Annotated in this window: 12 protein-coding genes and 1 tRNA gene; 11 read left to right on the top strand and 2 right to left on the bottom strand. The window is 41.1% G+C overall.

Going from position 1 to position 13,611, the window contains the following annotated elements; translation table 11 throughout:
- Window positions 1-288: 288 nt before the first annotated feature.
- The 3 genes from AC5JMK_RS09520 (at window position 289) to AC5JMK_RS09510 (ending at window position 4,256) form a co-directional block, all read left to right on the top strand.
- A complete protein-coding gene (locus AC5JMK_RS09520; RefSeq protein ID WP_096678756.1) occupies window positions 289-519 on the top strand; it encodes a hypothetical protein in 231 nt (76 codons plus the stop codon).
- A 109-nt stretch (window positions 520-628) separates the two neighbouring features.
- Entirely contained in the window at window positions 629-3,685 is a 3,057-nt protein-coding gene (gene ppc, locus AC5JMK_RS09515) for a phosphoenolpyruvate carboxylase (RefSeq protein WP_096674544.1), read from the top strand.
- Between the two features lie 319 nt (window positions 3,686-4,004).
- Window positions 4,005-4,256, top strand: a complete 252-nt coding sequence (locus AC5JMK_RS09510) for a hypothetical protein (protein WP_096674546.1) — start codon at window positions 4,005-4,007, stop codon at window positions 4,254-4,256.
- A gap of 85 nt (window positions 4,257-4,341) precedes the next feature.
- Here AC5JMK_RS09510 and AC5JMK_RS09505 read toward each other — a convergent pair whose 3' ends face one another.
- Window positions 4,342-4,725 carry a hypothetical protein gene (locus AC5JMK_RS09505; protein ID WP_096674548.1) on the bottom strand — a complete coding sequence of 128 codons (384 nt, stop codon included), beginning with the start codon at window positions 4,723-4,725 and terminating at the stop codon, window positions 4,342-4,344.
- 326 nt (window positions 4,726-5,051) lie between these two features.
- Between AC5JMK_RS09505 and AC5JMK_RS09500 the strand changes: the two genes are divergently transcribed.
- The 8 genes from AC5JMK_RS09500 to AC5JMK_RS09465 all read left to right on the top strand — a co-directional run bounded on the left by AC5JMK_RS09500 (window position 5,052) and on the right by AC5JMK_RS09465 (window position 12,137).
- Window positions 5,052-5,357: a small RNA NsiR4-regulated ssr1528 family protein gene (locus tag AC5JMK_RS09500; RefSeq protein ID WP_096674551.1), complete on the top strand. Its 306-nt coding sequence runs from the start codon at window positions 5,052-5,054 to the stop codon at window positions 5,355-5,357.
- A gap of 71 nt (window positions 5,358-5,428) precedes the next feature.
- Window positions 5,429-5,501: transfer RNA gene (locus AC5JMK_RS09495), tRNA-Arg, on the top strand.
- 94 nt (window positions 5,502-5,595) lie between these two features.
- Window positions 5,596-6,255 carry a chorismate lyase gene (locus AC5JMK_RS09490; RefSeq protein ID WP_096674553.1) on the top strand — a complete coding sequence of 220 codons (660 nt, stop codon included), beginning with the start codon at window positions 5,596-5,598 and terminating at the stop codon, window positions 6,253-6,255.
- Entirely contained in the window at window positions 6,245-6,940 is a 696-nt protein-coding gene (locus AC5JMK_RS09485) for a class I SAM-dependent methyltransferase (protein ID WP_495909953.1), read from the top strand. The genes AC5JMK_RS09490 and AC5JMK_RS09485 overlap by 11 nt, the downstream gene beginning before the upstream one ends.
- 510 nt (window positions 6,941-7,450) lie before the next feature.
- Window positions 7,451-9,178 carry a DUF3352 domain-containing protein gene (locus tag AC5JMK_RS09480; protein ID WP_096674557.1) on the top strand — a complete coding sequence of 576 codons (1,728 nt, stop codon included), beginning with the start codon at window positions 7,451-7,453 and terminating at the stop codon, window positions 9,176-9,178.
- A gap of 232 nt (window positions 9,179-9,410) precedes the next feature.
- Window positions 9,411-10,478: a c-type cytochrome biogenesis protein CcsB gene (gene ccsB / locus AC5JMK_RS09475; protein ID WP_096674559.1), complete on the top strand. Its 1,068-nt coding sequence runs from the start codon at window positions 9,411-9,413 to the stop codon at window positions 10,476-10,478.
- A gap of 94 nt (window positions 10,479-10,572) precedes the next feature.
- Window positions 10,573-11,829: a competence/damage-inducible protein A gene (locus AC5JMK_RS09470; protein WP_096674561.1), complete on the top strand. Its 1,257-nt coding sequence runs from the start codon at window positions 10,573-10,575 to the stop codon at window positions 11,827-11,829.
- A gap of 122 nt (window positions 11,830-11,951) precedes the next feature.
- Window positions 11,952-12,137, top strand: a complete 186-nt coding sequence (locus AC5JMK_RS09465; protein WP_096678758.1) for a DUF4278 domain-containing protein — start codon at window positions 11,952-11,954, stop codon at window positions 12,135-12,137.
- A gap of 199 nt (window positions 12,138-12,336) precedes the next feature.
- Here AC5JMK_RS09465 and proB read toward each other — a convergent pair whose 3' ends face one another.
- Window positions 12,337-13,446, bottom strand: a complete 1,110-nt coding sequence (gene proB, locus AC5JMK_RS09460; RefSeq protein ID WP_495909952.1) for a glutamate 5-kinase — start codon at window positions 13,444-13,446, stop codon at window positions 12,337-12,339.
- Window positions 13,447-13,611 lie beyond the last annotated feature (165 nt).

The raw sequence follows: 13,611 nt of genomic DNA, 5'->3' as shown, positions 1-13,611 counted from the left end.
TGGGGAAAGGGAGACATGGGAGACATAAGGGAATCTCTTCCTATTGATTTTCCCAATCCCTGATCCCTTTTCTTCAATTCCCGATCCCTGACCCGGATCCCCAATCCCCTAATCACTTGTAAACTAGAACCATAGAATTATCCACCAAGAAGTTTTAACACTTTTGTTAACTTGATTAATTTGCAAAATGGCAAATATTTAAAGATTCATGATTTAAAATCCTCAAATCAGAGCTTTGTTTTATTTTGCTACCTGATATTGATTTCCTCCAAAGCACGAGAATTACCTATGCAAGCTAATAATTCACAATCTTCAGCCGATTCAGGACTTAATTTGGGTTTATTCACTATTCCCCAATCTTTGCTTTTGCAAATGGGTACAGCATCAGTCATGATGTTGTTATTAGCAGAGAAAGCTACCTCAGAAACATTACAAGCTCTTGGGGAAGCAAGTGAAGAATTATTTCGTGGCGATCGCCTTCCCATACTGGACTTTCCAGAACCAAATCCAGAAAATTAGCGTTAAATATTATACTAGTTTTTCTCAAAATTATTGTGGCAAATTCCATGACGGTCAAGAGCAAAACCTGAAATCATAAAAAGTAATTGGCTTTACTAGAACACAACATATGAGTTCTCTTTTATACTTTTACGCCCAGGAAGTGAATATCTACCCCGCCTCTGATTTATTTTTGCGCCATCGGCTACAAATAGTAGAAGAATTGTGGGAGTCCGTACTCCGGCAAGAATGTGGCCAAAAAATGGTAGATCTTTTGCGTCAATTACGTGATTTGTGTTCACCAGAAGGACAAGCAACTCTTGATCAAGCCTCCTCTGTCTTTAAATTAATTGAGCAGTTAAATATTAACGAAGCTATCCGAGCGACTCGTGCCTTTGCATTGTACTTCCAGCTGATCAATATCATAGAGCAGGACTACGAACAACGGCAGCAGATGACTCGCTATGAGGCGGTAAGTGAACCAGGGACTCAGGAAATACCAAACGCAATTCCCTCTCCAAATTCTGACGCTTCAGAAAATTGTCTCAACAGTGGATTGGGGACAGAATTGTTAAGCAAGAGTTGGCAAGCCAATTCAAGTAAGAAAAGTAAAGACACTTTCGCTACTCTATTTCCCCTGTTATACCAGCTAAACGTACCACCACAACAAATTCAACGCCTAATTGCCCAATTGGATGTGCAATTAGTGTTCACTGCTCACCCCACAGAAATTGTTCGTCATACCATCCGCGATAAACAGCGACGAGTGGTAAATTTGCTGCAACAACTTGATCTTGCAGAAAAACGTGTGGGAAACCCTGATTATGCTTGGGAAGTAGCAGAACTGCGAGAACAGTTAATCCAAGAAATTCGCCTCTGGTGGCGTACTGATGAATTACACCAGTTTAAACCCTCTGTACTTGATGAAGTAGATTATGCTCTGCACTACTTCCAAGAAGTCTTATTTGATGCGATTCCCCAACTTTACAAACGCTTCAAATATACTTTGGCTAATACTTTTCCCTGGCTAGAACCGCCAAGCAAGAACTTTTGCAAGTTTGGTTCTTGGGTAGGTGCAGACAGAGATGGGAACCCCTCAGTCACTCCAGAAATTACCTGGGAGACTGCTTGTTATCAGCGCACAATTGTTTTAGAAAGATATATTCAGTCAGTAAAACGACTAATTAATTTATTGAGTGTGTCGCTGCACTGGAGTGATGTCTTACCAGATTTACTGGAATCATTAGAAATAGACCAGTCCCAGTTAAGTGAAGTTTACGACGAATTAGCACTGCGTTATCGCCAAGAACCCTATCGCTTGAAAATGTCCTACTTGCTGAAGCGACTGGAAAATACACGCGATCGCAACTTAGCTTTATACACAAGAGAGACACCCAAAACCGAAGTTCCTATTTATCGTTCTGGAGAAGATTTTTTAGCTGAACTACGTCTAATTGAACGCAACTTAGCAGAAACAGGACTCAACTGTCAGGAACTAGAAAATCTGATTTGCCAAGTAGAAATTTTTGGTTTCAACTTGACTTGTTTAGATATCCGACAAGAATCAACCCGTCATTCGGATGCTTTAAATGACATTTTAGAATACTTTGAGATTTTAAAGTGTTCTTACAACGAACTTACAGAGGAAGAAAAAGTAACTTGGTTAGTCGGAGAATTGCAAACTCGCCGTCCATTGATTCCTGCTGAATTACCATTTTCACCAAAAACCAACGATATTATCGAAACTCTACGGATAGTGCGATCGCTCCAACGTGAGTTTGGTAATGATATCTGCAAAACCTACATCATTAGTATGTGTCGCCAAGTTAGCGACGTCCTAGAAGTCTTGCTATTTGCTAAAGAAGCAGGACTTTACGATCCTGGAACAGCAGTAGGTACGATTCAAGTAGTTCCTCTATTTGAAACTGTAGAAGATTTGCAACGCTCCCGCAGTGTCATGCAACAACTATTTGAACTACCTTTATATCGTGCCTTATTAGCAGGTGGTTACGCCGAAATTCAAAAGGATCGGGGACAGGGGATTACAGATCGAGAAAATGTTTCCTCATCTCCCCTGACTCCTAACCTCCAAGAAGTCATGCTGGGGTATTCTGACAGCAACAAAGACTCTGGCTTTTTAAGTAGCAACTGGGAGATTCATAAAGCCCAAAAATCACTACAGCAAATAGCTGAAAATCATGGTGTGAATTTGCGGATTTTCCACGGACGTGGCGGTTCTGTCGGACGTGGAGGTGGCCCAGCTTACGAGGCGATTTTGGCACAGCCTGGTCATAGTATCAATGGACGCATCAAAATTACCGAACAAGGGGAAGTATTAGCTTCTAAATATTCCTTACGTGATTTAGCGCTGTACAATTTGGAAACTGTTACAACTGCTGTAATTCAAGCCAGCTTGCTGAAAACAGGGTTTGATGATATTGAACCTTGGAACGAAATTATGGAAGAATTAGCAGTGCGATCGCGCACTCATTATCGTTCGCTGATCTACGAACAACCAGATTTTATCGACTTCTTCCACCAAGTTACACCCATAGAAGAAATTAGCCTCCTCCAAATTAGTTCTCGTCCAGCCCGTCGTCCTTCTGGTAAAAAAGACTTAAGCAGTCTGCGGGCGATTCCTTGGGTATTTAGCTGGACGCAAACGCGGTTCTTGCTTCCTTCGTGGTACGGTATTGGTACAGCTTTACAAGAGTTCTTAAACGAAGAACCAGAAGAAAACTTGCAATTACTACGCTATTTCTATATGAAATGGCCCTTCTTTAAAATGGTGATTTCCAAAGCAGAAATGACTTTGGCAAAAGTAGACTTGCAAATGGCGCAGCGTTATGTCGAAGAGTTATCTGATCCACAAGATAAGCCTCGTTTCGAGAAATTATTTGAACAAATAGCCAGCGAATACTATCTCACACGGGAATTAGTATTAAATATTACTGAACACCAAAGACTTTTAGATGGTGATCCTGTCTTACAGCGATCAGTACAGTTACGCAATGGTACAATTGTACCCTTGGGCTTTATTCAGGTTTCCCTCCTGAAGCGCTTACGCCAGTCTAAGAATATATCCACATCTGGAGTGATTCACTCACGATATAGTAAAGGCGAATTGCTACGCGGCGCACTATTGACAATTAACGGTATTGCTGCTGGTATGAGAAATACAGGTTGATGTATCAGGATTTTGTGAACGTATTGAGGGCTTGTATTCTCCTATTCTCAGTTAAATTTGAGTGCGATCGCAGCTTAAATGGGAGCATCCCAAATGTTCAAAAAATCCGCCTGCGATTGAATCAAAACTTTGGTTCAGCCAAAAAACTGAAAAATCTGCTTAATTATTCAGTCTACTTCTATTAGACTTGCGCTATTAGCCCGCAGTTTACTTGCGGGCTTCTTGCGGACTTAATTGCTTAGTCTGATAAGATTTATTGAAATCACAATGAACTACTGTACGAGCGCAAAGTCTTGCGCTGTTAATAAAAAATTAAAGAATGGCTAAAAACCGAATTCTAATTTGCACCTTTTTTGCTTTACTATCGGGCTTTTTGAGTGGTTATATTGGAGGGCAAGTCAGCTTAAGTCTTCATAGCCAAAAATGTCAAAATCAAGGCTGGGGTTTCAAGCAGGCGTGTAATGCTTGGGTAACACCAGGCGCGATCTGGCAAGGTAGTACTACAGGATTATGGACTGGCACAATTTTGGGGGCGTTTGTTGGTGGTTTGGTGACACGCCCACAGAGGTGAGAAGTTGGGGATAGGGGATTGAGGAAAGGGGATAAGGGGTAACGGGGATTGGGGATTAAAATAACCACTAACTACTAACCACTATCTACCCTTCTGCTTCCTGTCTTCTGGTTTTTGCCTTCAAGTCAGTCCAAGCATTAATGCTGGTGTCAAAGCAGCGCCATGATCCTTCTTTGTTTTCTTGATAACAAAACAAGGAGCGATCACTAGCATTGAAGTCATCTGTTAAATAATATACCATGCCTCGAAAAGGATAGGTTTTACGGCTCAATCGCTTGGCTACGGCTTGATTAGGACATTCCACCATAAACACAGGTTGTCCATCAAGATGAGCCAAAGAGAAGATGCACATCCGCAAAATTGCTCTTAGCCAGCTTTCTGAGTTTTCAAAATAATCATCAATAATTTTATTGGTCAGAGCTTTTTCTAGGGTACGGTCTTTTTTTTGAGGAGTATGAGGGTCAGACATTGCACCACCTATGACCAAAACAATTGTGAATTTCGGTATTCGGAATTTAGAAATTAGAACTAACTTCCAAAATTCCGAATAGTCAATTTTAAATTAGATTGACTATACCTTTGGTTAGAGATTAAACCAAAAATTTTATATATACAAGCGTATACGAAAATATACGGCAATACCTTAGATATTATTATCTAGTTTTTGTTGATTCTTCTGCATTAAACCTGCTTGGGAACAAGCTTTTTCAAAAATCAGGAGTCTGGAAAAAGTAGCTATTACTGAGTGTCCTAATACTTGGTAAAATCCAAGTGTAACGATAAAGTGATATAGTCATGACTACCGAAACCAACGAAGTTCAGCCAACGAGCAAGGGTGCTGATGCTGTTGATGAGGCGATCGCCCAAGGAATTGATTTTGACGGTACTTCCATTCCACCCGCCAAGCTGAAACTTTATCATCAAGTCATGGGATTAGAGGCAAACAGACAGCGTAGTGGTGTTAGTAATACCATGCGATCGCGCATAGTCAGGATCGGAGCCAAACACATCCCCCAAGATGAACTCAACCAAAAGCTAGTAGATGCTGGCTTTGCACCTCTCAAAGAAAAAGAAATTGCCTTCTTTTATAGCAGCAAATAAAAAGGCTTGCATTATGACAACAAGACATATACAATGAACACGCTGGCTTTACCTAAAGCCTTTTTTAACATGGGCGCGTAGCTCAGTGGATAGAGCAATTGCCTTCTAAGCAATCGGCCGCAGGTTCGAGTCCTGCCGCGCTCGTTTTAACTAACTAATCCTTTATTTCCCCGACATCCTCTTGGGCAATAAGGTTTTTTGTGCTTACATAGAAAGAGGTGAAGTTTTGTAAAGAACATTGACTGCTACTTTTACACCGACAAACAACTTAACATTGCCAACGGGGTGGCACCGTCTTACTCCAATATGGCAAGGTGGGGAGGAAGTTATTCAACAAGGTTTGGCACATGCTCAACTAGCACCAGCCTGGCAATTGTTGCTTTTAGGTGACGGCTCCCCAACTAGACACTTACAATTGCTCACAAGTGAACCAACAGAAGTGGATGTCATTGACATGTCATTGGTTGGCATGGATTTAGATAGCGCTCCTGATTTAATTAAAGCTGTACCAGGACCACGACTGCGACGCCAAGTATGGCTACGCACTGCTTCTGGGCAGAGGCTAGCGTATGCTACTTCATGGTGGGAAGCTTCTCATGTAGATGAATACTTACAAAATCGTTCATTACCTATTTGGGCAAGTTTAGCCCGTCTCCGCACAGAATTGTATCGGGATATCCAAGGAATATACTACGGTTACTCAGATGCGTTACAGTCTGGCTTTAATGAGGAAGGACCATTTTGGGGTCGTCATTACTTGTTTTGGCATCATGGACAGCCGTTAACTTTAATTTACGAAGTATTCTCACCCTATTTAACAAAATACTTGGGATTAACTCAGCTATTGCCAAAAGACAAAGAGCAGGAGACAAAAGGTTTGTTAGTTAATGAACGCTGACATTTTGGCAGAGCAAATCGAATACTACCGTCAACGTGCCTCACAATACGATGAGTGGTTTTTGCGTCAGGGACGCTATGATCGCGGTGAAAAGCATCGTCAACAGTGGTTTTCTGAAGTTGCAGAAGTAGAAGCAGCTCTTCAAAATGCTGCACCATCGGGCGATATCTTAGAACTAGCTTGCGGGACTGGGTTATGGACTCAACACTTGGTATCTTTTGGGACACATTTGACTGCGGTGGATGCTTCTTTTGAAGTTATCGCGTTGAATCAGCAACGTGTTGGTTCCGCCTTTGTAGAGTATATTGTTGCTGACTTGTTTGACTGGTTTCCCACTCAACAGTTTGATTTTATATTCTTCGGATTTTGGCTATCACATGTCCCGATGGAGAGATTCGTAGCTTTCTGGCAAATGGTTAAGGAGGCGCTGAAACCTAATGGTCGTGTTTTTTTTGTAGACAGCTTGCTTAACCAGGAATCAACAGCCCGTAATCATGCAACTTTGCATCAACAAGGATATTCAGAGAGAAAGTTAAATGATGGGCGAACTTATCGTGTTGTAAAGATTTTCCATGAACCACTTCAATTAGAGAAATCTTTGCAAAATTTAGGTTGGTCTGGTAGGGTAAACCGCACTGCAAACTATTTTTTGTACAGTTTGGTTTATCCAGCGATCGCAACCTAAAAAACTCTAAATAAGTCGTCATTTGTCATATTCTACGAGAAGCCGAAGAAGGCGCGTCTATGTCATTGGTCATGGGCAAGAATTTGGTACATGTTTACTTTTCGTAACGTAGCTATGTTTATTCTCATCAACTTACTCAAAATAATCAGATGTACTTAGCTAATATATGCTATTTCTGTAACTTCATAGACTGATTTTATTACAAAAATATACTTAATTTTTCCTTATAATTCCAGTTTTTAGAAGTATCAAAAATAATATTTTCTTATTAATAAGAGCCTCAAAACTAAAGTTCCCTAGCTTCAATAATAAGTTCAGAAACAAAACTCGATTGTTATAGTTCATCCAGAAATTGCAATTTTGGAAAAAAATGGTAACTTATTACCGAAGTATATTGAACTGTCTATAGTAATAAACAATGTAATTGCCATTTTCAAAGATCAGGAAACCTTTTGGTTTACTTTGCCAACAAGCAAGTAGAGAGTTCCCTATAATGAGGTATTTGTTTCAATGACGCTGCCCGTTGTATCTGTTTCGATGAAGAAAAAGAAACCATCTCTGGTACTCACACTCTCATCTGCTGGGATATTAATTGGTGGAGGTATTGCGGCGTATTGGTTGTTAACCCAGGGACAATCATGGTCTAGAAATTTACCAGTAGGTGCAAATATAATTCCCCAAGATGCGCTGTTTACAGTTTCTCTGACGACCGATCGCACTCAATGGCAGAAACTAAGAGAGTTTGGGACAAAAGAAACTCAAACCGAGCTAGATAAGAATTTAGTACAGTTGCGCGATCGCTTTCTGACTAATAATGGTTACGACTTTCAAAAAGATATTAGTCCTTGGGTTGGCGAACAAGTTACAATTGCAATTCTTAACCCAGAAACTATTAAATCTACATCTAAACCTGTAGCAAGCGATAGTAATACTACCATTAATCAAAAGTCTACGGTGGTAGTGCTACCAATTAAAAATCCTGAAAAAGCAAAAAATATTTTGGCACAACCAAGAAATCCAAAAGCAGATAAATGGATTAATCGTACCTATGAAGGAATTCCCATCAAAGAAACTAACTTACCATCAGGAGAAAATTTATCAGCAGCAGTGATAGATCAGCATTTCTTGGTGATCACTGATAATCCTAAAACCACAGAACGTGCGATTCAAGCATATAAAAATAAAACTGCCCTCGCTACAACTGCGGGGTTTACGGATAATTTTCCTAAAATTGCTACTACTCAAGCCTTTGCTCAGTTCTATGTAAATATACCTGTCTCGGCGAAAATAGCTGCTGCATCTGGTAATCGTCATTTACCTGCTCAAGTTCTAGCACAGTTACAAAATAACCAAGGTTTAGCTGGAAGCATTTCCTTAGAGTCACAAGGAATACGTATTAAAGGCATTTCCTGGCTTAATCCCAACAGTCAACGCACACTCAAAGTAGAAAACAAAGCTGGAAAGATGCCAAGCCTCGTACCACCCGAAACATTGATGATGCTTTCTGGCGGTAACTTACAGCAATTGTGGACAGACTACGTTTCCACATCCCAAGGGAATCCTCTCTCGCCTATTTCACCAGAACAGCTCAAAGCAGGTGTAAAATCTTTGACTAATCTTGATTTTGAGCAAGATTTATTGAGTTGGATGGGTGATGAATTTTCAGTTTCAGTTATTCCCAATCGTCCCAAGGATACTTTATCAGATAACTTCCGTGCCTCTTTAGTATTCATGGTGCAAGCAAGCGATCGCACCCGCGCGCAAACATCTCTGACAAAACTTGATGAAGTTATGAAAACTCAATACCAATTCCAGATTCAGCAGACAACAGTAGCAGGTAAACCCGTTGTCAACTGGATTGGACCTCTAGGAACTTTAACCGCTAGCCACGGTTGGCTAGACGGAGATGTTGCTTTCCTAGCACTTGGCGCTCCTGTTAGCGATAAAATTATTCCCAAACTCAACAATACCCTAGCTAACACTTCATTATTTCAACAAACAGTACCTTCACAACCGAATCCTACCAATGGTCAGTTTTTCTTAGATGTAGAACGCGCAACTCAAAACTTTCCCCTACCGACTTTACTACCAAATCAAAAAATATTATTAAATGCAACACGCTCAATCGGTATCACATCTGCTATTGATGATAGTCGTAGTAATCGCTACGACATTTTTCTAGCACTTAAAAAAGCTGGAAATATAGGTTCTTCGTCTAGTCAGGAAAGTGGAAAATAGGGATCGGGGATCAGGGAGACATATCAATTCAAAATTCAAAATGTAAGAACTTGTTGCCCAATGCCCAATCCCCGTACTCTGTGAGAAGCTGCTTGCGCGTCTACGCGTAGCGTCTCCTCTGGAGAATCCCCAATGACAAATGACAAATGACTAATTACTAACTACCCCAAAACAGCTAGGATCAATACTGTGAGAATCCATACCTCTAAGAATCCACAGGGGAAAACATTTTATGAATTTGCTTCAACTTCAAAGTTGGTTAGATAATACTTCCTTTGCTGTTCTGTTTGCCACAATGTTGATTTATTGGAGTGGGGCGGCTTTTCCCAACTTGCCGTACTTGCCAGCATTAGGAACAGCAGGGATGGCGATCGCAAATTTGTGTATTGCAACAATGTTAGGAGCGCGATGGCTAGAGGCTGGTTATTTTCCTCTGAGCAATTTATATGAATCTTTGTTTTTCCTTGCTTGGGGGATCACTACTATCCATCTGATTGCAGAAAACAACAGTCGCAGTCGTTTGGTGGGAGTTGCTACCGCCCCTGTCGCCATGAGTATTACCGCTTTTGCTACCCTGACACTACCATCCGAAATGCAAGTAGCTGAACCTTTAGTACCTGCATTGAAATCAAATTGGTTGATGATGCACGTTAGCGTCATGATGTTGAGTTACTCTGCTTTGATGGTTGGTTCACTTTTGGCGATCGCTTTTCTTGTTGTCACTCGTGGCCAAGATATCCAACTCCAAGGTAGTTCTGTCGGTACTGGTGGCTATCGCAGCAAGAATTACCGCTTACAAAAAGCAGGTGAATTAGTTTCTCAATCACAAGCAATTGTTGCAGAGAATAATGGTAATGGTGTTGCCCATTATGAATCTACCAACAATGGTAAAACCGCCGTATTAGATACCGTACTAGTACCTACAATCCAAAATCCAACATCTGATATTCAAAATTCTCAACCCCTTTCTCCCCAACGCCTTAGCCTTGCTGAAACTCTAGATAATATTAGCTATCGGATCATTGGACTCGGATTTCCTCTCTTAACAATTGGTATTATTGCTGGTGCAGTTTGGGCTAACGAAGCCTGGGGTTCTTACTGGAGTTGGGACCCAAAAGAAACTTGGGCGCTAATTACCTGGTTAGTATTTGCAGCATACCTCCACGCTCGTATCACTCGTGGTTGGCAAGGACGTCGGCCAGCTATTCTAGCTGCTAGTGGTTTTGTCGTTGTCTGGATTTGTTATTTGGGCGTGAATTTGTTGGGTAAGGGTTTACATTCATACGGTTGGTTTTTTTAAGAATCTGCTTCTTCACCACTTTTTGCTTACAAACGGTGGTCAAACTCTCTATACCTTTAAAAGTCTATTCTCTTGAGCCTACTTGCTGATTTTTATGAGTGCAGAAATTATTTGTGTTGGTACTGAAATGCTATTGGGAAATATCCTTAACAGCAATGCTCAATATTTAGCAATTCAATTAGCAAAATTAGGGATTCCTCACTACTATCAAACAGTCGTCGGGGATAATCCCCAAAGGCTCAAGGATGTTATTAAAATAGCTAGTCAAAGAGCAGAGATATTAATTTTTACAGGTGGTCTTGGCCCTACACCAGATGATTTGACCTGTGAAACTATTGCTGATTTTTTTGGCACTCCCTTGGTAGAACGCCCGGAGATTATCGAAGATATTACCCGCAAATACGCTCAACGCGGTCGGCAAATGTCACCAAGTAATCGTAAGCAAGCTTTAATACCCAAGGGAGCAGATATTTTGCCTAATTATACGGGTACAGCACCAGGTATTATCTGGCAACCTCAACTCGGATTAACGATTTTTACTTTTCCTGGTGTACCAAGTGAGATGCAACAGATGTGGGAAGAAACCGCAGTACCCTATTTGCGAAACCTTGGTTGGGGTCAGGAAATTATTTACAGTCAAATGTTGAAGTTTTGGGGAATTCCTGAATCTGCTTTAGCTGAAAAAGTAGCTGCTTATCTTAATTTAACTAATCCCACGGTAGCGCCTTATGCTAGCAAGGGAGAAGTCAAGCTAAGGGTTTCAGCAAAAGCTACTTCGGAAGCTGAAGCACAGGAATTGATTGCGCCTGTACAAAAGCAAATTCAAGATATTGCAGGGCTGGATTATTACGGTGCTGATGATGATACGCTGGCTTCGGTGGTTGGTGAGTTATTACGTAGTAGAAGAGAAACTCTCTCAGTGGCAGAATCCTGCACTGGCGGTGGATTAGGACAGATGCTGACGGAAGTTTCTGGTAGTTCTGATTATTTCTGGGGTGGGGTAATTTCTTACGATAACTCTGCTAAAGTCAATTTTCTGGGTGTCAACACCACAGATTTAGAAAAATTTGGAGCAGTCAGTGCTATTGTTGCAGAACAAATGGCCTTGAGAGTGCGATCGCGTCTTGGAACTAGTTGGGGGCTAAGTATTACTGGTATTGCTGGTCCGACTGGTGGAACTGAGACTAAGCCAGTCGGTTTGGTTTACATCGGTTTAGCAAAACCAAACGGCGAAGTGGAAAGTTTTGAATATCGTTGGGGTGGAAGGCGGAATCGATCTTTAATTCGTCACCTCAGCGCTTGTAGTGCTTTAGATAGACTAAGACGAAACTTGCTGACCAATGAGCAATGACTTAATTAAATCTCATTCTCTATTAATTTACATAATTTAATAAAATTTTTTCGTAAAAGCCTCAGAAGAGCTTGATTAGTTATATAGCAACCAATCAAAATTCGCTAGTTAAAGAGGCAAAAATGCATCTATCTTATCGTGGCGTTCGTTATCACTCTCAGGCTACTCAAATACCTACTTTAGATAATACAAAAAAAGGTTTTTACCGAGGAGCGCCTTACAACATTAATCAGGTTAAAAGTACTACGGTTCAGCAATGTTTGCAACTTAAGTATCGTGGTATTAATTATAAAAATTGTCTAGCTTAATTACAGCTTTTCTAAAATTAGATTTAAGTTTAGATTTTGGTGTGACACGGGAAAATACCACAACCAACAATAAAAATCTTGACCCCAGTTTCTGGGTTCGCCGAAATGATTTTTGCGATCGCCTAACAAAATGTAGTCTGCTAAAGCAGACTTTCACTATGAGACTGCGATTTCAATCGCAGGCTCTATTTTTCCATTTTCAAGTCAGAACTAAATTATCCCGATGGACTACAGTTTCTGCACCTTCATATCCTAAAATTCCTGGAATTTCACTGGAATGAAGACCACAAATTTTTTGTAGGTCAGCTTTGCTATAATTTACCAATCCTCTGGCGATTTCGTTACCTTTAGAATCGCACAACAGCACAGCGTCCTGTGTATCAAATTCACCTGCTAAGGCTGTAATACCAGCAGCTAACAAAGATTTCCCAGCCTGAGAAATTGCGACTACTGCTCCTTCGTCTAGATACAACTTTCCACTAGGAACTAAACCGTAGGCGATCCAACGTTTACGAGCAGATGTTGGTTCTAGGTGGGGTTCAAAATGAGTCCCAATTAATTCACCTTGTAGTATTTTTTCTATATTTGGGGAGCGTTTACCTTCGGTAATTACGGTACGAACGCCAGCAGCAGTAGCAATTCGAGCTGCGGAAATTTTCGTCACCATACCACCTGTACCCCATTGAGAACCTTGATTGCCTGTTTGTACCTGCAATTCTTCTAATTCTTTTATACTACTAACTAGTGCGATCGGTTGGGCATCAGGTACAAAACGAGGATCAGCAGAGTAAAGTCTATCTACATCAGTGAGCAAAAATAACCAATCTGCATGTACCAAGCTAGCAACTAAAGCAGAAAGAGTATCATTGTCACCAAACTTTAGTTCCTCCACTGCTACCGTGTCATTTTCGTTCACCACAGGAATTACGCCTAGTTCCAGTAATTCTTTAAAGGTGTTGTAGACATTTAGATAGCGACTGCGCTGTACCAAGTCACTACGAGTTAGCAATACTTGAGCGATTGGCTGTTGCAGGGTGGTAAATAAATCATCATAGACACGCATTAACCGCCCTTGTCCAACTGCTGCTACTGCTTGTTTGAGGGCGATCGCTTTTGGTCTTTGTGTTAAACCCAAGCGCGCACAACCCACTCCCACAGCACCAGAGGAAACCAAAATCACCCGATTACCCTGTCTTTGCAAGTGCGACAGAGTTTCCGCTAAAGTTGCAATGGTAGAAATTGCTAACTGTCCAGTTTCTGGCTGGGTGAGACTAGAAGTACCAATTTTGACAACGATGGTTTTGGTCATTAGTCATTAGTCATTAGGTGATTTGTCATTGGTCATTAGTTATTGGTGTTTCTTGTCTTCCCACACTCCAAGCACATCCCACTCTCCCTTGTCTCCCTCGTCTCCCTTGTCTCCCTTGTCTCCCTTGTCTCCCTTGTCTCCCTTGTCTCCCTTGTCCCCTTTGTC

Source organism: Pelatocladus sp., from assembly GCF_059505505.1.
This window is presented reverse-complemented; position numbering and strand designations above follow the sequence as displayed.